Source organism: Sellimonas caecigallum (assembly GCF_019754295.1).
In the GTDB taxonomy this organism is placed as follows: Bacteria; Bacillota; Clostridia; order Lachnospirales; family Lachnospiraceae; genus Sellimonas; species Sellimonas caecigallum.
The window spans coordinates 1-22,206 of the sequence record NZ_VIRV01000024.1 but is presented as its reverse complement, the minus strand read 5'-3'; the positions used below and the strand labels follow the sequence as shown (position 1 = coordinate 22,206).

Genomic DNA, 22,206 nt, shown 5'->3' with positions numbered 1-22,206 from the left:
CAACCTGTTTTTTGTATAAAACAAAAAGGAACAAAGTCTCCTTTGTCCCCACACTTGTCTCAGATGATATAGTCCATCCCTTTTTCTTTTTCCCATCTTACCAGGTCTTCCAATGTATAATGATCGATCACACCTTTGACGGCAGCGTCAAGCTCTTTCCAGATCCTGATAGTTACACATCTTTCGGCTCTTCCGCATGGAGTTTCTTCTTCCAGGCAGTCCACCGGCGCCATACTTCCTTCCGTCAGGCGAAGGATATCTCCTACCGTGTACTTGTCCGGATCTCTTGTGAGCATGTAGCCCCCCTGGGCTCCCCGCACACTTTTGACATACCCTGCTTTTGCAAGAACCGAGACAATGCTTTCCAGATATTTGACCGAAATCTCCTGCCGGGCCGCCGCATCTTTGAGCCGGACCGGAATGCCATTATTGTGAATGGCGATATCCAGCATCAGACGCAGTGCATATCTTCCTTTTGTTGAAATTTTCATCTTTGTCATCCCTCCTGCGTATTCCCCTGATTATCATATCGCCTGAGGAATCATCCGTCAAGGGAGATGGCTATCTCTTCTTCTTTTCCTCTGCCAGGTAGGATGCTCCGATGGCTCCTGCAAATCTTCCGTTTTCTGTCGGCTCTACGGTCTTTCCGATCTTTTTGCTCAAGATATCGGTAAAGTATGTACTGTGGCTCAGGCCCCCGGTCAAAATAATGCGTTCCGGCAGTGTTTTTCTCTGAGCCAGCTGCGCCACTTTCGCAGCTACCGAATCCACAACTCCGGCTGCGATGTCTTCTCTTTTCTGTCCCTCTCCGATGTAATTGATGACTTCAGACTCTGCAAATACCGTGCAGAGAGAGCTGATCGGCAGCACGTTTCCCTGGGATGCCAGATCGAAAAGTTCGTCGATGGCGACACCGAGACGGTTTGCCATGATCTCCAGGAATTTCCCAGTTCCGGCAGAACATTTGTCATTCATGAGAAAGTCGCTTACCATACCGTGCTCCACGAGGATTACCTTTGTATCCTGACCACCTACATCGATGACGGCGCAGTCTCCTCCTGCGATCTCCCTGCCTCCCCTGGCATGACAGGTAATCTCCGTGATGACGTAATCTGCAAAGTCCACCGCTATCCGCCCATAACCGGTAGCCACGACTTTTGTCTCTTCGCCTTCCACATCCGCGCCCATTTCTTTCAGCCGCCTTTGGATTTCCCGCGTTGTCTCCTTACTGCTCCAGCCTGTAGGCAGTACAAAAGATGTGTCATGGTCTCCTCTTACCACTACTTTGGATGCTGTTGATCCGATATCGATTCCTACGTAATTCATTTAACCTTCCTCCATGCTATTTCCGAAACAATGATGGGTTCCGTTTCTGCGTGATACAGGGATGCGTCGTATTGATCCGCATCCCCGCAAATTTAGCAATATCTGTCCCTGTTCGGGTTGACATCTTTTTTTATCTGTGCGATTCCAAGTGTCTCGATGTCCGCTTCCTCAATGACATCCTTTACTGCATCTGTCTCTTCCTCCTTTATGAGCAGAGAGATGCCGCAGCATTTGCTGGCCTGTCTCGGGGTAGGGGCGATCACACTGGACAATCCTTTCTTTTTCAGTTCTCTGTGAAGCCGCATCCCATTGTCATGATTGGGAAACAGCACATAGTACTGGATCTCCTGTTCCATCGGCAACTTCTCTCTCCTAATTGTTCAGCATCTCGATGAATGCACTGATCCTTGTGCGGAGCTGCTGGGCATCACTGTCCGTATAATCTGTCTCAATACCAAGCACCGGAATACCTGCTTCTTTCAGAGCTTTCTCCACATGGTATCCTTCACAATCGTAGAGGCTGCAGAATTTCAGATTTACATCGATAACACCATCCACGTGGTACTCTTTTGCAAGCCGGAGAATATCGTCAACCCTTGCACTGTTTGGCGTAAAACATGCACAGTTGATTCCCATATAGCGCTCTGCAATATGATCGATCTGCTCGTCTACTGTTCCTTCCGCCTCATCTACAAGACGTTCGAAATAACGGGTTCCAGTACACATTTCTTCGCAGACAACTGCGCCGCCGCTCGTCTCTACCAGATTGTGCAGCTTCCAGTTCGGAATGGCAAGAGGTGTACCTGTCAGCATGATCCGCTTTGTCCCTGCCGGGAAGACAGACACACCGTCTTTGACTCTCTGATCCAGCTCATCACAGAGCTTGTTTGTCATCTCAGCAAAGCGGGTCGGGTCATCGTAAAAGGCAATCTGAGAAATCAAGAGTGCGTCTTTTCCACTGATCGGAAGTTTCTCATTCTTTCTCAGGTCATAGAGCCTTGAAAGTGCTTTTCTCTTTTTATTGATCAGAAGAATCGCTTCGTGAAGAGATTGGGCTGTCACTGTATTTCCTGTCTCTTTTTCCACGACTTCTTTAAAAGTCCGGATCTCATCGGCCCATGCTTGCACATCTTTTTCCCGCTTCATCTGCGGCAGATCCATGACATGTACCGGCACATCCTCTGCAAGTATCTCCCAGGCCTTCTTTTTTCCATCGCATGTCGTCTCTCCTACATACATATCTGCAATCCGGAAAAATGGGCATGTCCGGTCAAGTCTCGCACCAACACTTGCTTTGATCAGCGGGCATGTATTTGTCGGAAGGACTTTCTCCCCGCCAGGCACCCAAAACTGTGATCCGCCGCAGAGACCTGTTGCAATGGCATCTGCTGCAAATACGATTTCATCCGGGACGTACACACAGAATGTCCCGAATACTTTTCCGCCTTTTTTCTGATGCTCTATCAGTTCAGCCGGACGTACTCCGTGGATTTCAGCAACAACAAAATTGAAATAATCCATTCCTTCCGGACGATTTTCCTGGGAAAGGTACACATCCCCAAATGCCTGCGGAAGGACTTCACACAGCTGGTCGTGTGTCTCGATATCCATCCCAAGATCTTCCCACATCTGATGATAATCTGCCATTTCTTGTTCCTCCTTAGTTTTCGAAATCATTCTTCTTTCTTTTAAGATTATCATTTTTGATATGGTGCTTCAATTTTGCAGATGGTTTTGCTTATTGTTATTTTTCATCATCATTTCTATTTATAGATATTTTCTATTTTTCGGCGATTTTTTTGATTGCTTCCACGCAGTGTCCGATCTCTTCCGATGTATTGTTCTCACTGAAAGAAAAACGGACCGTTCCCTTCGGAAATGTTCCGAGACTTTTGTGAGCCTGGGGTGCGCAGTGAAGACCGACTCTCGTCATGACACCATATTCCTGCTCCAGCTGAAAGGCGGCAAGTGCATTGTCCTGCCTTTGAAAGTCCAAAGAGACAACTGCTGTCCGTCCTTCACATCCTTGTTTTCCCACGACACGCACACCCGGAATCTCTTTTACCCCCTCAAGAAACATCCTCGTAAGCTCCGTCTTCTTTTTAGCGATGACTTCGATCCCCGTCTCCTCCAGATATACGAGTGCTGCATTCAGACCTGCAATACCCGGAAGATTCATCGTGCCGCTTTCATATTTATCCGGAAGCATATCCGGCTGTTCAAGGGAATCCGAACGGCTTCCCGTGCCGCCAAGGATGGCGGGCTGCATTTCTTCGTCCAGCCGATCCGAAATCAAAAATCCGCCGATCCCCTGCGGGCCTTTGAGTCCTTTGTGCCCGGTAAAAGCCAAGAAATCGATCCCCGCCACCTCCATATCAACCGGAATCGATCCGGCACTCTGAGCCGTGTCCACCGCGAAAAACAGCCGGTGTTTCCTGCAAATGTCCCCGATCTCCCGGATCGGAAGGATCGTGCCGCATACGTTTGACGCATGCAGCATCAAAACAAGCCTTGTATTAGGCCGTATCTCACACTCCACCGCCTCAGGGGCAACATATCCCTCTCCGTCTGCCTGCGCCACACTGTATGTAATCCCCGCTTTCGTTAGACGATAAAGCGGCCGCATGACCGCATTGTGCTCCATTCCGGATACTATCACATGATCCCCGGCACGAAGGAAACCGGAAAGCAGCATATTCAGCGACCAGGTAATCCCCGGCGTAAAAATAACCCGCCGGGAATCTCCCCCATGAAACAGCCGCGCAAGACGCTCCCTCGTATCCAGAACCATCTCCGCCACCTCGTACGCACCCTCGTAACTCCCACGGTTGATATTAAACGCCCCATGCATCAACAGATGCCCTACCGCCTCCGCAACACCCGGTGCCTTCGGAAAAGAAGTACTGCCGTTGTCAAAATAGATAAAATTATCCATAAAAACCACCTCTTTTTTGTCTAATATTTTGGGGTCGTGTACCTGCTGCTTGGAACCCGTCCCCCTTGTAAACGCTTATTTTACGCCGCTTTCCGGTGTTTTTCTATCTTCGGGGACGTGTACCGACGAGTCGGTACACGTCCCCTTATCATATTCTATCCCCACCAGCACCAGTCCTTCTGGTGGAGCTGTGACGCCTGCTTCGGTTCGTTCTTTTGCTTCCAGTATTTCTTTTACTTTTTCCGGTGTATAGAATCCTCGTCCTACGCGGATGAGTGTTCCTGCGATGATGCGTACCATATTGTAGAGGAACCCGTTTCCGCTGATTCGGATCGTGATCTGGTCGTTTTGGCGATTCACATCTAATGTGTAGATCGTGCGTACAGTTTCTTCTACATTTGTCCGTATGTTGCAGAAGCTTGCGAAGTCGTGTGTGCCTTTGAGGTATTCTGCCGCTTTCTGCATTTTTGTTTCATCCAGCGGAAAGGATACGTGGCTGTTTGTAAATCTTTTCAGTGGATTTGGAAATGGTGTGTTGAGTATGTGGTATTCGTATGTTTTTGTGCAGTCTTGATAGCGTGGGTGCCATGTGAGTGGGACTTCTTCGGATTTTACGATCACGATATCTTCCGGCAGTTTTTGGTTCAGAGCATACAGGAACCGTTCTGGCGGGATCGTGCTTCCGGTATCGAAGACTGCTACATTTCCCAGAGCGTGGACGCCGGAGTCTGTCCTGCTTGCTCCGATGACTTTGATGTCTTCTCCGGTTATCCGGCTGATTTTCTTGTTTAGTACTTCTTCTATTGTAATGCCGTTTGGCTGTATCTGCCAGCCACAGTATTTTGTGCCATCATACGACACGGTAAGTTTGATTCTTTTCAAGATGTTTTCTCCCTGATTTTTTATTTCTGTTGATCTTTTTTCTTTCATTATACCGATTCTCAAAATCCGTGTCTATTCGGTTTTCTAAAACTTCTTATATATGAGTCTTTGCTTGTGGAATCGTCTTTTCCATGTTAAGATGAAAACCGAGGTGAACAGTATGAACAAAAAAGAAATATCAGAGATCAAGAAACAGTTCACTCCGGCCAACTGTGCTATCACGCGCATCTGCGGCTGTTACGTGGACGGAGAAAAAAATATCAAGACAAAGACAAAAGATGCCTTTCTTTCTCTTCCTGAGGAGGAAATGTTTAAATACTTTGACCTGTTTAAGAAAACGTTGTCCGGTTCCATCGGAAAAAATCTGTTTGATATGGAGTTTCCACTGGAGCAGGAGATGGGCGGGGGAAGCCAGAAATTTCTTCTGAAGCTTCGGGACTCCAAACTGACAGACGACGCTCTCCTTGACGAGTTTTATCAGAAAATCATCGATTTTTATAACTATGGGGAAAATTATTACATCATTTTGATCCATGCCAACTACGATGTTCCAGGAAAATCTTCAGATGGAGAGGAGATGTTCGATGCTTCCGATGAGGTCTACGAATTTCTTCTCTGCAGCATTTGCCCGGTCAAACTTTCCAAGGCAGGGCTTTGTTATAATTCGGAGACCAACAGTATCGAAGACCGGATCCGCGACTGGATCGTGGAGATGCCGGACACTGGTTTTCTGTTTCCTGCTTTTTCCGACCGTTCCACCGATATTCACGGACTTTTGTATTACTCGAAAAATGCGAAGGAATTTCAGAGCGAGCTTATCGACAATGTCCTTGGCTGCCGGACTCCCATGGCTGCCCAGGATCAAAAATCGGCATTTCAGTCTCTTGTAAGTGACGCGCTCGGAGAGGACTGCAGCTTTGACACTGTCAAGACCCTTCACGACAATCTAACCGAGATGATCGCCGAACATAAAGACGAGCCGGAACCTCTGAAGCTGGACAAGACAGATGTGAAAAAGCTTCTTTCCAGGAGCGGTGCGAATGAAGAAAAACTGGAAACATTTGACCGTGAATTCGATGCGGCTGCCGGGGAGAAAACTTCTCTTCTTGCCTCCAACGTGGCAGGCACCCGGACATTTGAAGTCAAAACTCCGGATGTTGTCATCAAAGTAAACCCGGAGCGGACAGATCTCATAGAAACCCGATGGATCGACGGGATCCCGTACCTTGTCATCCAGGCAAGTGACAGTGTGGAGGTCAACGGAATCCCTGTCTCAAACAGGAAAGCAGATGAAGCGTAATGGAACGAATTCTTGTCATAGAAGATGACTTTACAATGAAACAGGAGCTTTGCATCCTCCTTTCTTCCAACGGCTATGAGCCCGTGGAGGAGGCACCGTTTGATCTTGTGCTTTTAGACGTCAATCTTCCCGGTCAAAACGGATTCGAGATATGTCGGAAGCTCCGGCTTTCTTCCGATGTCCCTGTGATTTTTTTGACGGCCCGCGACTCGGCAGAGGATGAAATCCTTGGATTTGGCGTCGGTGCAGACGATTTTATACGGAAACCGTACCACTCTTCGGTCCTTCTTGCCCGGATTGCCCGTCTTCTGAGACGAAAGGGCGCTTCTGTTTTGGAAACACGGGGACTTACTCTTTCTCTGGAGGAAATGACAGTCTCCTACCAGGGAAAGACAAAAGAACTTACGAGGAATGAAATGCGGATTCTCTCGTGTCTGATGAAAAAAGCTGTATGTACGCGTCAGGAGATCATAGAAGATCTCTGGATCGACCGTCTGTATATCGATGACAATACGCTTGGTGTCAATATCAGCCGTCTCAGGGAAAAGCTCCGGCAGATCGGGGCCGATGACTTTCTGCACACGGTAAGAGGGGTGGGATACCGCCTATGAAATGGATCGAATTTTTCTGCTCCCGCGCAGTAACTCTCTGCTTTCTTGGCATCGGTTTCCTTGTTTTTTCCATTCTGTTTCTTACAGCTGGCGGAAATCTCTCCCTTTATCTTGTATGTGCATCTTCCTTCTGGATTCTTGTCTTTGCATGGCTTTTCTTTACCTGGCTTACCGCAAATTCCCGCCTGAAAAGACTGGAAAAACTGATCGAACAGATGGATCGCCCTTACCTTTTGGGGGAGCTTCTCCCGCCCCCAACTACCGTAACAGAACGTGGATATTTTGAGATCATGAAAGCCATCTCCCACTCTGCCATCGGTCTGACAGAGCAGGCATCCTCTGACAAAGAAGACTACATGGACTATGTGGAGAGCTGGATCCATGAGATCAAGACACCTCTCACAACCTGTTCTCTCATCCTGGAAAACGGCTCCTCCCCTGAAAAACTCAGGCAGGAATTGAAACAGGCAGAAAATCTGACTGATACGATCCTCTACTACGCCAGACTCCGGTCTGCCGAAAAAGACATCGCTATCTCTTCTTTCAATCTGTCCGAAGCCGCAGATGAGGCCATCCAAAGCCAGATGTCCCTTCTGATCGCTGCCCGGATCAGCATTGAACAGCAAGGAAGTCTTTCTGTCTTCAGCGACAAAAAAGCAGTCGTATTTATATTGAAGCAGCTTCTCATAAACTGTGCGAAATACTGTCCCCATTCTCATCTTATTATAAAATGCAGTCAACGCACGCTTTCGGTGTCGGACAATGGCCCTGGCATCCCAGACTATGAACTCCCGCGTGTGACAGAGCGGGGATTTACAGGTAAAAACGGTCGTACTTCCCCGACAAGTACCGGAATGGGACTGTACATTGTCTCGGAACTTTGCAAAAAGCTTGGCATTGAGCTGCAGATTGACTCCATGGAAGGCGTCGGCACTTCTATCTCCCTTTCCTTCCCGGATGATGCAAAACAAACTATTACAAAACTGTAAGAAAACCGGGCCTCTGTGTTAGAAAAACAGAGGCCTGTTTGTGATATAGTAATATCAGAAACGGAGGTAGAAGCATATGACACAGACATTGCAGATCAGCCATCTGATCAAATATTACGGCACAGGATCTGTCGTGACAAAGGCTCTTGATGACATTTCTTTTTCGATACAAAAGGGCGAATTTACCGCCATCATGGGGGCTTCCGGATCCGGGAAAAGTACACTGCTTAACATGATATCTACCGTGGATCGGGTAAGTTCCGGCACGATCTTTCTGGACGGCCGCAATATCACAGAAATGAAGGAACGTGAGCTTGCATCTTTCCGGCGAGACAGGCTTGGATTTATCTTTCAGGAATACAATCTTCTTGACACTCTTACTGTTCGGGAAAATATTGTTCTTCCCTTGAACCTGCAAAAAATCAGCGCAAAAGAGACAGACATCCGGTTGAACGAGACCGCCCATTCTCTTGGTATCACAGAGCAGCTTGACAAATTTCCCTATGAGCTTTCCGGTGGACAAAGGCAGCGCGCCGCTTGCGCCAGAGCCCTCATTACGAGGCCCGCTCTGATCCTCGCCGACGAACCGACCGGCGCTCTGGATTCCCGCAATTCCAAAACACTCATGGAGACGTTCCGGCTTATGAACGCAGAATTTTCCTCCACGATCCTCATGGTAACCCACGATGCGGTAGTCGGCTCTTACGCCCAGCGTGTCCTGTTCCTGAAAGATGGACAGATCTGGAGTGAACTTCTTCGGGGTACCCGTTCAAGGCAGGAGCTGTATCACGATATTCTCTCTGTCACATCTGCGCTGGGAGGTGATGCGGATGTTCGGTAAACTCGCTTTTCGGAATGTAAAAAGGCAGATGGGAAACTATCTCATCTACTATATAACCGTCTCTCTTACGATCGCGCTGATGTTTGCATTCAACAGCGTTGTCACAAGCCCTGATCTTGCCGAAAAAGCCCGTTCCTTTTCGGATATCGCCGGAGGACTTGTCATGATTTCAGTCATGATGGCTCTGATCGTGGCCTTCGTCCTTGGCTACGCTTCTTCCTTCCTGCTTAAACTTCGGAAACGGGAATTTGGCACATATCTTACGATGGGAATGACGCGCTTTGATATGATCCTTCTATTTACAATGGAAACACTGATCATTGGACTTATTTCCCTTGTAACCGGGATCCTGGCCGGCATTTTCCTTTATCAGGTGCTTATGTCTCTCTTGAGCAGTCTCATGGAGATTTCCTACTCATTTTCGTCCTACTCACTGTATGGATTCCTTATGACTGCAGGGCTTGTCCTGCTCGTCTTTCTTCTGTCATCCGTGACGTGTGCACTGTACCTCTTTCGAGTGTCCATCTATGACCTCATCCACGGAAGCAGAAAAAATGAAAAACCTGTCAGACACCCGATGTTCTGGTTTTTTGTTACCCTTTTATCCATTGCAGGAATCGTAGCCGGAGCCGTCATGTTTTATCAGGAAATGATCCATATCTTCCGGGATATGGAGGCACTTCCGGGAAGGATGCTGATGAGTCTTCTGATTCTTGCTGTCAGTGTGTTTTTCATCCATGTCGGAGCTTCCCGCTGTCTGGCAGACCTGATGCTACGTTTTCGTACCTTCTGCAGCCGTGGAACCAACACATTCGTTCTCAGACAGCTGTCCGGAAAACTCCGTTCCAACTCCATCTTGATTGGAATCGTGGCGTTCCTCATCACATTTGCCGTCATCGGGAGCGATTTTTCGCTGCTCATGAAAACATTCATGCAGTCCTCGACAGATCACAGCTATCCTTTTGACGTCAATGCCGAAATCAGCGCATCTTCTTCCCCTGCTGTTTCCATCTCGGAAGCAGAGCAGATCCTGGAAAAATATGACACGGTCGAAGACCGCACAGATTATACAGTCTATACAAACCATCAGCGCTACTTTTTTGAATTTACACCGTGGAGGGGCGATGGATTTGAAGGTCTCGTGGACTCTTACATCTCAGAATCCGATTTTAACCGGGTGCAAAAAGCGCTCGGTCAAAAGACGCTTCATCTCGAAGATACCTTTTGGATCTATTCCAGCAGCCCTCAGATCCAGTCACTTGATTTCCGGTCTGCTGCCCCTGTCCTAAACGGGAAGACCTATACCTACGGCGGAATGATTTCCTCCTCCCCTTATATCGTACGAAAGGCCTACTTCCTTATCATCGTGCCGGACGAGGCTGTGAAGCAGATGGCGCCCCTCCTCTACTGCAGCGGTTTCTCGCTAAAAGGAGGAGAATACGACATCGCAGATCTGGAAAAAGAGTTTCTGTACGAGACCCCTTCCCTCGTCTCAGACCGGATACTGTTGGCTTCCGACTATGAATTCAAACAAAGCGGATGGGAATATGCAAGCCAGGCCAGCGGGATTTTTGTCCTTGGCGCCCTCTATATCGCTGTCATCTTCATTTTCCTGGCCATGGCCGTGCTTGCCTTGAAGATCCTTTCCGGCGTATCGGAAGACAAGCGCAAATACCGGATACTGACTCAGATCGGCGCGGACCGAATGACCGCTTCAAAGGCTCTGTTTTGCCAGATCTTTGTGTTCTTTATTCTTCCTTTTGTCCTTCCGCTTCTGTCCGCCATTCCGTGTGCTGTCATCGGCCAGAAGGCATGTACGCTTCTCGGGTATGTCTCTCATCCCCGAGCCGCCTATTTCATAAGCGGTGGGATTGCCCTTGTTATCCTGGCAGGCTATCTGCTTTATTTTACCGTCACATACTTGACGGCAAGGAGACACATACTGGAATACTAACCACCATCTTTCCTCGAAAAAGGAGCTTCGCACAACTACTTCGTGCAAAGCTCCTTTTGATGTGTTGAAACTCTGTCCTGTTTTACGGCAAACCATTTCTATTTCTGACTTTTCAAATATTCCTGCATCACAAGTGCGATGTCTTGTGCGCAGCATTTCCCGCTAATTCATACTGAAACTCCTCCCGACATTCTCCTTGCCACACAACTTTGTTTTCCACTAAAAAATCCATATGTGAAATGGAAGGAATCTTCCTGCCCCGATGGCAAGAACGAGATAGAGAAGGACGATGATGTACGCGCGGATATCTCTTCCGTGATATACAAGGGGTTTCATCTTTGTCCGCCCTTCCCCTCCTCTATAGCACCGTGCCTCCATAGCCATGGCAAGATCATTGGCTCTTCGAAATGCAGAGACAAAAAGCGGTACGAGTATCGGGATCATCGCTTTGGCCCTCTGGATGATATTTCCGCTCTCCAGGTCCGCGCCGCGGGCGATCTGCGCTTTCATGATCTTATCTGTCTCTTCCAGAAGAATCGGGATAAACCGCAGGGCGATGGACATCATCATGGCAATCTCATGCACCGGAACCTTCAGACGGTTCAGCGGGTGCAGAAGACGTTCGATGGCATCGGTAAGCGCTGTCGGTGTTGTCGTAAATGTCATAAGAGACGCTCCCATGATCAGGTAAATCAGGCGGATCGCCATATAGACCGCTGTTCTGAGTCCCTCCTCTGTGATCTTAAAAATCCAGACATGGAGAAGGACATTTCCGCCGGATGTCAAAAAAAGATTGAAAAGGACAGTAATCAAAAGCAGGATGAAAATCGGCTTCAATCCTTTTAGAATGAATTTCAGCGGCACTTTTGAGATGCCGATACATCCGAACAGGAAAATCGTCGCCACCAAATATCCCGGAATGCTCCGGAACAGAAACAGTGAAATGAGATACAAAAGTGTGCTTACTATTTTTACTCTTGGATCCAGTTTATGGATGGCACTTTCTGCCGGGTAATACTGGCCGATGGTAATATCTCGTATCATTTTTTCAAAACCCTTTCTATTTCTTCAGCCGCTTCCCCGACAAGTGTAATGTCCGTGGAAACCGGTACGCCTGCCTCCCGCAGTTCATGCATGATATATGTCACTTCCGGAGCTGCAAGCCCTACTTCTTCGAGTCTCTTATAGTGACGGAATACATGTTTTGGTGTGTCGTCAAATATCTTTTCCCCTTTATTCATGACGATGATCCGATCCACATATTTGGCCACATCTTCCATGCTATGGGACACAAGGATGACTGTGATGCCTGTTGTCTTCTGAAGCATCGCGATCTGATCCAAAATATCATCCCGTCCCTTTGGATCCAGACCAGCTGTCGGCTCATCCAGTACAAGTACTTTTGGCCGCATAGCAAGTACCCCTGCTATGGCAACCCGTCGTTTCTGTCCTCCGGAAAGATCAAACGGGGATGCTTTGTATGAAGACTCCGGAAATCCTACCATCTGCAGCGCTTCTTTTGCCCGTTTCTCGCATTCTTCCTGGGAAAGTCCCTGATTTTTCGGTCCGAAACAAACATCACTCAGTACGTCCACCTCAAAAAGCTGGTGTTCCGGATACTGGAAAACAAGACCTACCTGCTGACGGAGTTCCTTCATCGGATACCCTTCTTCATAAATATTTCTCCCACGGAAAGAAAGTTCTCCTGATGTGGCACGTATCAGACCATTCAGGTGCTGGATCAAGGTTGACTTTCCGGATCCGGTATGGCCGATGATTCCAATAAATTCGCCCTCATAGAGATCGAGACTGACTTCTTTCATGGCATGTTTTTCATATGCTGTGCCCGGGTTGTATACATAATTCAGATTTTTCAGACTCAGGATCGGATCCTTACCCTGGCCAAATACCGTATGCTCTTCTGTGGCAGTCTCTTCCAGAAGATCCTCCTTTTTCCCGTAGAGTTTAGAAATCGATTCACACAATTCTTTGCGGCTTAGAAGATCCGGCTTTACCGGTATACCTTTCTTTCTGAGAGAGTCTGCCACCGCTGTTACTTGCGGGACATCCAGACGATAGTGTCTTAGCGTGTCCACCTGGGAAAAAATTTCCCTTGGCTTTCCTTTCATTACCACTTTTCCTTTGTCCATAACATAGATATAATCTGCATCAATGACTTCTTCCATATAATGTGTGATCAAAATGACCGTCACTTTCTCTCTTTTTTGGAGATCCCGCACTGTACGTATAACTTCTTTTCTTCCGTTTGGATCCAGCATGGCCGTCGGCTCATCCAAGACAATACATTCCGGTCTCATGGCCACTACACCTGCAATGGCCACCCGCTGCTTTTGTCCTCCGGAGAGTTTGTTTGGAGAACTGTGACGGTACTCCAGCATTCCTACTTTTTTCAGGCTGTCTTCCACCCGTCTCCATATTTCTTCCGTCGGAACACCTAAATTCTCAGGACCGAATCCGACATCTTCCTCGACAACAGTAGCGATGATCTGGTTGTCCGGATTCTGGAAAACCATCCCTGCGCTCTGGCGGATATTCCACAGCTCATTGTCATCCCTCGTATCTTTTCCACCGACCCACATCGTGCCTCCGCTTGGAACGAGGATTGCATTGATATGTTTTGCGAACGTGGATTTTCCGGATCCGTTGTGCCCGAGGATAGCGATAAACTGTCCCTTTTCAATCTCCAGATCCACTTCGTCAATGGCCCTTTGCTTTCCGATGACATTTCCTTCATCGTCTCTCTTTTCGTATTCAAACACTAGTTTTTCTGTCTTTACCATGCTCATAAACGCAACCTCTTTATTTTCATTGCTTGTTGATAGCTTCGTATAGTGTACCACATTCCGCAAAAATAGTAAAATAAAAATCCGGCAGCTGCCTCCTTTACTGGAAGAAACTGCCGGTATTTTTTATGCTCTTTCCGGTTCCGGGTATGTCTCCCCGAATGTATCTACCGTTACTTTTTTCATACGCTGTGTCTCCAGCGGACGGTCACTGTAGTCTGTGGCTGTTTCCGCGATCTTATTTACCACTTCCATCCCTTCTGTAACCTGCCCGAATGCAGCATATGCTCCGTCCAGGTGCGGGGATGTCTCATGCATGATAAAGAACTGGCTTCCTGCAGAATCCGGATGCATAGCACGCGCCATGGAAAGCACTCCCGGTGTATGTTTCAGGTTGTTTTCGAAACCATTCTGGCTGAATTCTCCTTTGATCGTGTACCCTGGGCCGCCCATGCCAGTCCCATCCGGGCATCCGCCCTGGATCATGAAACCACGGATGACTCTGTGGAAGATAAGTCCGTCATAAAATCCTTTCTGCACAAGAGACACAAAGTTTCTCACTGTGTTCGGTGCGATCTCCGGATATAATTCCGCTTTGATGATATCGCCGTTTTCCATTTCAAATGTAACAACTGGATTTGCCATTTCCATCCTACCTCTCTTCTTTCATTTACACTTTACCAGTGCACTAGCTCGATTGTACCACACTCTCCCTCGAGGGGCAAGGACTTACTTCCACACGAGAACCTGACCTGGGAGAAGCGCCATACTGCTTCCTCTGCTCTGTTCTTCCTGCTGCACTTTTGAAAGATTGGACAGAAGAATCTCGGATTTGCGCTCTATCTGAGCCTCACGGCTGCCAAAATTGGCTACTACCTGGATAGACTCATTCCCAAGCACTCTCTCGTATGCAAAAAGGCAGTCGGAATCCTCATAAACCGGTACTGTTTTTCCGTACACGAAAATTTCCTTCCAGGCAGGATGTTTCCGAAGTGCGATCAGTTTCTGGTAGTAATGAAGGATCGAATCGTCTTCTTTTTCCTGTTTTTCTACATTTATGTGTATGTAATCCGGATGTATCTTCAGCCAAGGGGTTCCTGTTGTAAATCCGGCGTTTGCCTGCGCAGACCACTGCATCGGAGTCCGGGCATTGTCCCTGCTGTGCTCACGGCAGACCCAAAGTGCCTGCTCCTCTGTAAGTCCGGCATCCAGCGCCACCTGATACTGATCTTTTGTGCTGATATCGTCGTACTCCTCAATACTTTCCATCGGACAGTTTCTCATTCCTATCTCCTGCCCCTGGTAAATAAACGGAATGCCTTTCAAAAGTATATTGACAGTCCCGAGCGCCTTGGCTCCATTGTCATTTTGCAGATGCTTCGGGAGAAAACGGCTGAATCCACGCGGCTCATCATGATTTTCGATAATATTGGATTTAAATCCAATCCCCTCCGTCTCCATCTGAGAACGAAATACCGCCTGTTTCCAGGCCGGAAGTGTGATTTCCCTCGCATCATACCATCCATGCTCCCCAGTGCAGAATTCCTCTGCGCAAAAATCAAACATAGAAGAAAAATGACCGTCCTCGCCGATAAATTCCCGCAGCTCATCCTCCTTCATGTTGAAGACCTCGCCGACCGTAAACGCATCTTTCCTCGCAAACGTCTCTCTTTTCATCTCCTCAAGAAACTCTCCGACTCCATCCACACTCTCGACCATCTTTGTACAGTGGACAAGACCATCCGCACCGTCCGGCTCATAGGACGGAAACCTCGTGTCTTTCTTGATGTTGATAATGGCATCCACACGAAATCCGGCCACACCCTTATCAAGCCACCAGTTGATCATATCGTAAATATAACGCCTGGTCTTCTCATTTTCCCAGTTCCAGTCCGGCTGCTCCTTTGCAAAAAAATGAAGATAATATTTATCACTGCCAGGAATCTTCTCCCAGGCACTTCCGCCAAAATACGAACGATAATTACTCGGAGCACCTCCATCCTTGCCCTTGACAAAATAGAAATAGTCCGCATACTCCCCATCCGGATCTTCGAGCGCTCTCTGGAAAAATTCATGCTGATCAGAACAATGGTTTACAACCAAATCCATGATCAGATACATTCCCCTCTTTTTGACCTCCCAAAGAAGCTCATCAAACTCTTCCATTGTACCGAACTCCTCCGCAATCCGGTAATAGTCCGAAATATCGTACCCCTGATCCACAAACGGGGATTGATAAACCGGGGACAGCCAGATAATATCAATTCCCAGCTCCTTCAGATAATCCAATTTTCCAATAATCCCCCGAAAATCCCCGATCCCATCTCCATTGGAATCCATAAAACTCTTCGGATAAATCTGATAGACAACCTTGTCATGCCACCACTTATACTGCATGTGTACCTCCTATATGGGGGACGTGTTCCGGTAAGCCGGAACACGTCCCCGAAAAAAACGCATTTTTTATTATCTGTCAATATATATCATTGTTTCGTATGGCCGCAGAATTCCTTCTTCTGGTTCTGTCTCATAATTATGAACAAGTTTTTCTTTTTCGGACCATTTTTGCAGCAGTGGACAGGATGCTGTCTGGTCTGTGAAGTTTGCGATCACACACATTTTTTCTTTTTCTGTTGTCCTTGTATATGCAAAGATCTGTTCGTCATTTTCCATCAGAAGTTCGAAGTTTCCTTCTGTAAAGATTGAATTTTCTTTTCTAAGCCGGATCAATTTTTTATAAAAATGATAAACGGAATCTGGATTTTTCTGTTCTTTTTCTGCATTTATTTCGGTGTAGTTTGGGTTGACTTCAATCCAAGGTGTTCCTGTTGTGAATCCAGCATTTTCTTTTTCATTCCACTGCATCGGAGTCCGTGCATTATCTCTGCTTTTTGCATAAATGGAGCGCATGATTTCTTTTTCATCATACCCTTTCTCCATACGTTCTTTGTACATATTTCTTGTTTCAATATCCCGATAATGGCTAATATCCTGGAATACCACATTTGTCATTCCAAGTTCTTCTCCCTGATAAATGTAAGGAGTGCCCTGCATTCCATGAAGAACTGCCGCCAGCATTTTGGCCGATTTTGCACGATATTCTTTGTCGTTTCCCCAGCGTGATACGATTCTTGGAAGATCGTGATTATTCCAAAATAGGCTGTTCCATCCACAACCGTAAAGCTCTTTTTGCCATTTAGCGAGATTTTTTTTGAGTTCCACAAAAGGAAGTGGTCTGAGATCCCACTTTTCTTTTCCTTCCTCCTGATCAAGTCCTACGTGTTCAAACTGAAATACCATGGAAAATTCACTTCCATCAGGATTACTGTAAAGTTTTGCACGTTCCGGCGTCGCTCCCCACGTCTCCCCAACTGTAATCAGATTCCCTTTCTGGAAAGTCTCTTTGCTTAATTCCCGGATAAATTCATGGAGGCGCGGTCCGTTTCCAGTAATTCCTTTATCTGGTTCCTTGGCAATCTGATCGATCACATCCAAACGGAATCCACCGACACCTTTCTCCATCCACCAAAGAATCATATCGTAGATTTCACGGCGAACTTTTGGATTTTCCCAGTTGAGATCCGGCTGTTTTACGGAGAACTGGTGGAAATAATACTGCTGAAGTTCCGGTACCCATTCCCAAGCCGGTCCTCCGAAACAAGCTTTCATATCATTCGGCAGTACGCCTTCCACTCCATCACGCCATACATAGTAGTCATGGTATGGATTGTCCTTACTTTTTTTTGCTTCCTGAAACCATCTGTGTTCATCCGAAGAATGATTCAGCACCAAATCCAAGATAATCTGTATATTTCTCTCTTTAGCCTTCTGAATCAATTCTTCCATATCTTCAAGAGTCCCAAACATCGGATCAATGTCCTGGTAATCCGAAATGTCGTATCCATTGTCATCCTGAGGCGATCTGCATACCGGAGAAAGCCAGATCGCATCAATCCCCAGATCCTGAAGATAATCAAGTTTTGAAATGATTCCCCTGAGATCTCCAATCCCATCCCCGTTGCTATCCTGAAAACTTCTCGGATAAATCTGATAAACGACCTTGTCCTGCCACCACTTTTTCGTCATTTTTTGCACCAGCCTTTCTCATTTTGTTTATAATCTGTCTCATAAAATTGTATCACTTAATGATACTTTCTACATAATAACAAAGATTCTGAAATCGAGAAAAGGGGACGGGTTCCGGCTCTTCAGAACCCGTCCCCCTTCTATACTTAACTGTATTATAGTTGCATTTTAGTTTTTTTTCTTGTATTATTATTTCAAGTTTTTGTATTATTCTGCTTTTTTTAAGTTGTGTAGTGGTTTTTTGGGGGTGTTTTTTGGTGGATCGTTTTTCTGAGTCTCAGAGCGGGGCTAACAGTGATCTTTTGATTTCTTCGCAGCGTGAGCCTACCCGGCATGGGGATCGTTTTTTTCCTCTTGCCAGGTATACGTTATCTTTTTCCAAGGACTTTCCTTTGCTTCCTCTTCATTGGCATGAGGAGGCCGAACTGACGTTGATCCAGTCGGGTTCTTGTGTGTACCATATTGATTTGTGTGAGTATCCGGTGCGTGAGGGGGATATTGTTTTGCTGCCGCCGGCTGTCCTTCACTCTGCTGGTTCTTTTCCAAAGTATCGCATGCAGTCGGAATCTTTTGTTTTTCATCTAAATTTTCTTGGAATTCAATCTGCAGATATTTGCAGTATGAAGTATCTGCTTCCTTTTTCTTCCCGGGATCTTCGCTTTCCTTATGTGATTCCGTCCGATCATGCTGCCAATCCGAAACTTCGTGAGATCATCTGCCGGATGAGTGATCTTTATCTTCAGCAGCAGGATGGGTACGAGCTTTTGCTGAAATCTCTTTTTTTCGAGATTTTTTCTCTTTTGCTTCCGTATCGTCTAACGGACGCGAAGGATGCCGACGGATCTTTTTCGAAATCTCAGAGCGACAAGCTGAAGTCTGTTCTGGATTATATTGAAATGCACTATCCGGAGCCTCTGTCTGTCCGGGATCTGGCAGCGATCTGTTGTTTCAGCGAGTATCATTTTATGCGGTTTTTCAAGCTTCATGTCGGAATGACATGTACGGAGTATATCAATACGCTGCGTCTTGAGAAGGCTTGGCAGATGCTAAATAAAGACCGTACCCCTGTGCTTGAGACGGCCTTGTCCTGTGGTTTTCATAATCTGTCTTATTTTTATCGCCTGTTCCGAAAGAAATATCATATGACTCCAAAAGAAGTGCTCCGCCAGTAGACATTGGCGGAGCGTTTCTCCTTTGTTTCTCTATTTTTCTTCTTTTCCTGCTTCCTGCACACTGACACGAGGTGCTTCACTTCCGCCTGTTACCGTGGCAATCCACGTCTTTCCTTCTTTTTCAAATGTTGTCTCATACATTCCGGCCGCCTTCATGGCTTCTGTAATGTCTGTCTGCGTATCCCCTGTGACCAGTGTGATTTCCCCGGTATCCGCGTGCTGCACAACCGATACGCCAAGCTGTTCTTCCAGTGTCAGATCACGTTTTGTGCTTTTTTCATCTTTATCAAATTTCACGATATACCCATCTTCTGTCTCTTCTAATGTCCCGTATCGTTCTTCTGCGGTTCCGGAATCCGGATCGATAAATACTGTCTTGATCTGCCCGGCTGCGGCAATCCCGATGACCGAACATGCAAATACCGACAGCATGACGGATGCAAGCACAAACCCGCTTCTTTTTCTAAGTGAATACTTTTTCCGTCCCTCTTCCCTTTGTGTGATTTCCATCACGGCCTTCCGGGAAGGCTGAAGTCTCTGACATGCATCGATATAACTGTCTTTGTCAAACTGCTCCTTCATAATTTCCAGCCTCCTTTATGCTTATTTCCAGTTTTTTCCTCGCGCGCTGTAATTGTGTCTGGATAGTAGACTCCCTTTTTCCCAGGAGTGCCCCGATCTCTTTGACTGAGTATTCTTCATAATAGTACAGATAAATCACTGTCCGGTATTTCCTTGGCAGTTCCAGCACCTTTTCCAGGACATCGTTTTCACGCTCTTCTTTTAGAACCTCCGGCCACTTTGCAATGCTGCTCTTTGATGGACGGATTTCCCAAAGAAGGTCTTCCCGTTTTTTAAATGGCCTGGAAAATAGCCTTTTTGACTCCCGTATCGTTACCTGCACAAGCCAGTGTCGGATATGCTCTTCCTCCTGAGGCGCGTCTTTGCTTCTGTAGAGTCTCAGAAATACATTTTGCATAATGTCTTCTGCATCTGCCCGATTCCGGCAGTCATGGAATGCAATGCGGTATACCATACTGCTGTATTTTTTCACGGTTTCTGTATATTTCTGCGTATCCACTTTGCTCCTCCATTTCTTCTGTCATTTTCCTGAAAAGCTTTTCACTTATAATACCTCAGAAAACCTGCAAAAATCTCATTTTCCCTGATTTTTCTGTTTTCTGTCTCCTTCTTTCCTGCTATAATAAGGCTTACAGTGTTTGGGATGGCCGGAAAGAAAGGAACATGGAACATGAATCAGGAACAAAAAGAAGAACTCCTGCACTTGGAAAGCTGTCTTTCCCTGATACAGGAAAACATCCGGCTATATGAAGCCAGGGAACAGGCCGGCAGAAAAGAGGTCACTGCCCTGTTCCAGGCCGTAAAAAAGGGCGAAGGGGATTCCTACGGTCAGCTAACTGCCAGTCAGAATATTTTGGAACATACCCAGAATGCCCTTCGAAAAAATCGCGCGGCTCTGAAAAAACCGTACTTTGGCCGCATCGACTATGACGACCTCACTTATGAAAGTACGGAACGTCTCTATATCGGGAAGAACGGAATTACAAAAAATCAGACGGATGTTGTCATCGTCGACTGGCGGGCGCCCGCTGCCAGCATCTACTATGAGAATGAACTGGGACATGGTTTTTACTATGTACCTGAAGCGGACGACGTGGAAATTGATCTGCACCGCAAACGCACATACGATATTTCCGACGGGAAACTGCTTGGGTTTTATGATGACGACGTGGCGGCAAACGACGAACTGCTTGTCAAATATCTTTCCCAGAACAAGGAAGCGGTCCTTGGCGACATCATCGCCACGATCCAGAAGGAGCAAAATGAGATCATCCGTGATATCCCTTCCAAAAATATCATCGTGCAGGGTGTCGCTGGAAGCGGGAAAACGACCGTCGCACTCCACCGGATTTCTTATCTCCTCTACAATTACGAAGACAAGTATAAGCCGGCAGAATTCTGTATCATCGGTGGGAACGATATGCTCCTGAATTATATCAGCAGCGGTCTCCCTGAACTGGATGTCAAAAATGTCCGCCAAATGCGTATGGATGCCATCTTCCCTTATTTTCTCGGAAATCATTTCAAGAAAAGTTTTCGGATTGTTCCGGATCTTCCGGAGGCGCCGCTCAAAAGCCGTCTGTCTTTCGTCCGGAAACTGGATGCCTTTTTGAAAAAATGGCAGGAGGATGCTCTTTCCATACAGGATATCACCGATCCGGAGCTTGGCGTCGTCCTCTCTTCCGCAAACATGGAAGAAGCCCGCTTCTATCATCCGGACCTCTCCCTCTTTCAGACAGAAAAGCTTTTCAATGAACGGCTCGCGTCCCGAATCCGTTTTCTCTGTACAGAGCGCACACCGGAATATAAAAAGGCGAAACTTTTAAACTACAGGAAATACTTTGATTCCTCCAGGCACAAATGGACGGAAGATTCTATCTATCTTGCCTTTTTGGAAACCCTTTCCGGGGAAAGCGAAGAAAGCTGCTCTTTATTTTCGGCTACGATAGAATCCGTGCGTAAAAAACGGTTTGACGTGTACGATGTTGCCTCTCTGGCTTTGATCAAAAAACGGATTCTTCAGAAAAAAGAGATGGACGAATTCAGCCAGATCATTGTTGACGAAGCGCAGGATTTTGGAGAGACTGTCTACTATGTGCTGAAAGAAATCTTTCCGCCTTGCTTTTTTACCATTATGGGCGATGTCTCCCAGAATATCCGCTATGAAACTGGGATGAATGACTGGGAGAGTCTGAAGAAGGCGCTCTTTAAAGAGGAACGGGACAGCTTCTATCTGCTTGCCAAAAGTTACCGCAATACGATCGAAATTTCTCAGTATGCAGGGAAAGTCCTTGAGAAAGCCTCCCAGGGCAGTTACCGGATCCAGCCTGTCATTCGACATGGACTCCCACCGGAAATCCACCGGGCGGACACTGCTTCTTTGCCGGCTTTACTTCTGGAAACAGTAGATGCCGTGAAAGCCAAGAATTTCGAGACGATCGCTGTCGTCTGCCGTACGGAAGATGAGGCAGCGGAAGTGCGGTCGATCCTTGATATCACAGATGCCGATTCCTCCGCTTTCCACAACGGCGTCATGGTACTTCCTGTCATGCTCACAAAAGGCCTGGAATTTGACTGTGTCATCTTGTGGAAGCCAGATGAGAGCCGCTATGGAAACAATCCGCGGGAGGCAAAACTTCTCTACGTCGCCATCACACGAGCGCTCCATGAGCTGCACCTGATGCTGGATGCAGATCCATCCTCTTTGCTTTTGTAAATCAGACA

20 protein-coding genes and 1 pseudogene are annotated in these 22,206 nt (G+C 46.9%); 7 read left to right on the top strand and 14 right to left on the bottom strand.

The genetic code is table 11. The annotated features are described in order from the left end of the window. Positions 1-59 precede the first annotated feature (59 nt). The 6 genes from FLB61_RS11795 to truA form a co-directional block, all read right to left on the bottom strand. The gene (locus FLB61_RS11795) at positions 60-491 is read right to left on the bottom strand and encodes an RrF2 family transcriptional regulator (RefSeq protein ID WP_221920284.1); all 432 of its coding nucleotides are present in this window, start codon (positions 489-491) and stop codon (positions 60-62) included. Positions 492-561: 70 nt separating this feature from the next. Beyond that, positions 562-1,326 (bottom strand): acyl-CoA dehydratase activase, encoded by a 765-nt coding sequence (locus FLB61_RS11790; protein WP_221920283.1) that lies wholly within the window; start codon positions 1,324-1,326, stop codon positions 562-564. 92 nt (positions 1,327-1,418) lie between these two features. Continuing rightward, a complete protein-coding gene (locus FLB61_RS11785) occupies positions 1,419-1,682 on the bottom strand; it encodes a putative Se/S carrier protein (protein ID WP_221920291.1) in 264 nt (87 codons plus the stop codon). Positions 1,683-1,698: 16 nt separating this feature from the next. Continuing rightward, positions 1,699-2,973: a double-cubane-cluster-containing anaerobic reductase gene (locus FLB61_RS11780; RefSeq protein ID WP_221920282.1), complete on the bottom strand. Its 1,275-nt coding sequence runs from the start codon at positions 2,971-2,973 to the stop codon at positions 1,699-1,701. A 133-nt stretch (positions 2,974-3,106) separates the two neighbouring features. Beyond that, a complete protein-coding gene (locus FLB61_RS11775; protein WP_221920281.1) occupies positions 3,107-4,261 on the bottom strand; it encodes an aminotransferase class V-fold PLP-dependent enzyme in 1,155 nt (384 codons plus the stop codon). A 75-nt stretch (positions 4,262-4,336) separates the two neighbouring features. Further along, positions 4,337-5,143, bottom strand: a complete 807-nt coding sequence (gene truA, locus FLB61_RS11770) for a tRNA pseudouridine(38-40) synthase TruA (RefSeq protein WP_221920280.1) — start codon at positions 5,141-5,143, stop codon at positions 4,337-4,339. Between the two features lie 160 nt (positions 5,144-5,303). On the opposite strand from truA, the gene FLB61_RS11765 reads away from it, so the two are divergent. From FLB61_RS11765 to FLB61_RS11745, 5 genes are all read left to right on the top strand, one after another. Continuing rightward, positions 5,304-6,443: a DUF4317 domain-containing protein gene (locus FLB61_RS11765; RefSeq protein ID WP_221920279.1), complete on the top strand. Its 1,140-nt coding sequence runs from the start codon at positions 5,304-5,306 to the stop codon at positions 6,441-6,443. Next, positions 6,443-7,054 carry a response regulator transcription factor gene (locus FLB61_RS11760; RefSeq protein ID WP_087203042.1) on the top strand — a complete coding sequence of 204 codons (612 nt, stop codon included), beginning with the start codon at positions 6,443-6,445 and terminating at the stop codon, positions 7,052-7,054. Before FLB61_RS11765 ends, FLB61_RS11760 begins: the two co-directional genes overlap by 1 nt. After that, positions 7,051-8,043: a sensor histidine kinase gene (locus FLB61_RS11755; protein ID WP_221920278.1), complete on the top strand. Its 993-nt coding sequence runs from the start codon at positions 7,051-7,053 to the stop codon at positions 8,041-8,043. Before FLB61_RS11760 ends, FLB61_RS11755 begins: the two co-directional genes overlap by 4 nt. 76 nt (positions 8,044-8,119) lie before the next feature. Continuing rightward, positions 8,120-8,884: an ABC transporter ATP-binding protein gene (locus FLB61_RS11750; protein ID WP_087209734.1), complete on the top strand. Its 765-nt coding sequence runs from the start codon at positions 8,120-8,122 to the stop codon at positions 8,882-8,884. Next, on the top strand, positions 8,874-10,838 hold the full coding sequence (locus FLB61_RS11745) for an FtsX-like permease family protein (RefSeq protein WP_221920276.1): 1,965 nt from the start codon (positions 8,874-8,876) through the stop codon (positions 10,836-10,838). Before FLB61_RS11750 ends, FLB61_RS11745 begins: the two co-directional genes overlap by 11 nt. Before the next feature lie 219 nt (positions 10,839-11,057). Here FLB61_RS11745 and FLB61_RS11740 read toward each other — a convergent pair whose 3' ends face one another. The 6 genes and pseudogenes from FLB61_RS11740 to FLB61_RS11720 form a co-directional block, all read right to left on the bottom strand. Beyond that, a complete protein-coding gene (locus tag FLB61_RS11740; protein WP_087203038.1) occupies positions 11,058-11,882 on the bottom strand; it encodes an energy-coupling factor transporter transmembrane component T family protein in 825 nt (274 codons plus the stop codon). Next, positions 11,879-12,823: an energy-coupling factor transporter ATPase gene (locus FLB61_RS13405; protein ID WP_334300406.1), complete on the bottom strand. Its 945-nt coding sequence runs from the start codon at positions 12,821-12,823 to the stop codon at positions 11,879-11,881. Before FLB61_RS13405 ends, FLB61_RS11740 begins: the two co-directional genes overlap by 4 nt. After that, positions 12,821-13,639, bottom strand: a pseudogene (locus tag FLB61_RS13400) (energy-coupling factor transporter ATPase); the annotation flags it as partial. The pseudogene FLB61_RS13400 and the gene FLB61_RS13405, both read right to left, overlap by 3 nt. A gap of 129 nt (positions 13,640-13,768) precedes the next feature. Then, the gene (locus tag FLB61_RS11730; protein ID WP_087209737.1) at positions 13,769-14,287 is read right to left on the bottom strand and encodes a peptidylprolyl isomerase; all 519 of its coding nucleotides are present in this window, start codon (positions 14,285-14,287) and stop codon (positions 13,769-13,771) included. Between the two features lie 84 nt (positions 14,288-14,371). Continuing rightward, entirely contained in the window at positions 14,372-16,039 is a 1,668-nt protein-coding gene (locus FLB61_RS11725) for an alpha-glucosidase (protein ID WP_221920274.1), read from the bottom strand. A gap of 69 nt (positions 16,040-16,108) precedes the next feature. Then, positions 16,109-17,728, bottom strand: coding sequence for a glycoside hydrolase family 13 protein (locus FLB61_RS11720; RefSeq protein WP_221920273.1), 1,620 nt, complete (start codon positions 17,726-17,728; stop codon positions 16,109-16,111). Between the two features lie 233 nt (positions 17,729-17,961). Here FLB61_RS11720 and FLB61_RS11715 point away from each other — a divergent pair, with 233 nt between their 5' ends. After that, positions 17,962-18,900, top strand: coding sequence for a helix-turn-helix transcriptional regulator (locus tag FLB61_RS11715; protein ID WP_330625611.1), 939 nt, complete (start codon positions 17,962-17,964; stop codon positions 18,898-18,900). A 30-nt stretch (positions 18,901-18,930) separates the two neighbouring features. Here FLB61_RS11715 and FLB61_RS11710 read toward each other — a convergent pair whose 3' ends face one another. Then, positions 18,931-19,482, bottom strand: a complete 552-nt coding sequence (locus FLB61_RS11710) for a hypothetical protein (protein WP_087203035.1) — start codon at positions 19,480-19,482, stop codon at positions 18,931-18,933. Continuing rightward, on the bottom strand, positions 19,466-19,981 hold the full coding sequence (locus FLB61_RS11705) for an RNA polymerase sigma factor (protein WP_221920272.1): 516 nt from the start codon (positions 19,979-19,981) through the stop codon (positions 19,466-19,468). The genes FLB61_RS11710 and FLB61_RS11705 overlap by 17 nt, the downstream gene beginning before the upstream one ends. A 171-nt stretch (positions 19,982-20,152) precedes the next feature. Here FLB61_RS11705 and FLB61_RS11700 point away from each other — a divergent pair, with 171 nt between their 5' ends. Next, entirely contained in the window at positions 20,153-22,198 is a 2,046-nt protein-coding gene (locus tag FLB61_RS11700; RefSeq protein WP_221920271.1) for a HelD family protein, read from the top strand. Positions 22,199-22,206: the final 8 nt, after the last annotated feature.

What these genes read in the sequence shown, in the direction of transcription:
- FLB61_RS11740 (WP_087203038.1), bottom strand. Translation starts at nt 11,882, where the DNA reads ATGATACGAGATATTACCATCGGCCAGTATTACCCGGCAGAAAGTGCC.
- FLB61_RS11745 (WP_221920276.1), top strand. Translation starts at nt 8,874, where the DNA reads ATGTTCGGTAAACTCGCTTTTCGGAATGTAAAAAGGCAGATGGGAAAC.
- FLB61_RS11780 (WP_221920282.1), bottom strand. Translation starts at nt 2,973, where the DNA reads ATGGCAGATTATCATCAGATGTGGGAAGATCTTGGGATGGATATCGAG.
- FLB61_RS11765 (WP_221920279.1), top strand. Translation starts at nt 5,304, where the DNA reads ATGAACAAAAAAGAAATATCAGAGATCAAGAAACAGTTCACTCCGGCC.
- FLB61_RS11750 (WP_087209734.1), top strand. Translation starts at nt 8,120, where the DNA reads ATGACACAGACATTGCAGATCAGCCATCTGATCAAATATTACGGCACA.
- FLB61_RS11775 (WP_221920281.1), bottom strand. Translation starts at nt 4,261, where the DNA reads ATGGATAATTTTATCTATTTTGACAACGGCAGTACTTCTTTTCCGAAG.
- FLB61_RS11700 (WP_221920271.1), top strand. Translation starts at nt 20,153, where the DNA reads ATGAATCAGGAACAAAAAGAAGAACTCCTGCACTTGGAAAGCTGTCTT.
- FLB61_RS11730 (WP_087209737.1), bottom strand. Translation starts at nt 14,287, where the DNA reads ATGGCAAATCCAGTTGTTACATTTGAAATGGAAAACGGCGATATCATC.
- FLB61_RS11795 (WP_221920284.1), bottom strand. Translation starts at nt 491, where the DNA reads ATGAAAATTTCAACAAAAGGAAGATATGCACTGCGTCTGATGCTGGAT.
- FLB61_RS11720 (WP_221920273.1), bottom strand. Translation starts at nt 17,728, where the DNA reads ATGACGAAAAAGTGGTGGCAGGACAAGGTCGTTTATCAGATTTATCCG.
- FLB61_RS11790 (WP_221920283.1), bottom strand. Translation starts at nt 1,326, where the DNA reads ATGAATTACGTAGGAATCGATATCGGATCAACAGCATCCAAAGTAGTG.
- FLB61_RS11785 (WP_221920291.1), bottom strand. Translation starts at nt 1,682, where the DNA reads ATGGAACAGGAGATCCAGTACTATGTGCTGTTTCCCAATCATGACAAT.
- FLB61_RS11760 (WP_087203042.1), top strand. Translation starts at nt 6,443, where the DNA reads ATGGAACGAATTCTTGTCATAGAAGATGACTTTACAATGAAACAGGAG.
- FLB61_RS11710 (WP_087203035.1), bottom strand. Translation starts at nt 19,482, where the DNA reads ATGAAGGAGCAGTTTGACAAAGACAGTTATATCGATGCATGTCAGAGA.
- FLB61_RS11755 (WP_221920278.1), top strand. Translation starts at nt 7,051, where the DNA reads ATGAAATGGATCGAATTTTTCTGCTCCCGCGCAGTAACTCTCTGCTTT.
- FLB61_RS11725 (WP_221920274.1), bottom strand. Translation starts at nt 16,039, where the DNA reads ATGCAGTATAAGTGGTGGCATGACAAGGTTGTCTATCAGATTTATCCG.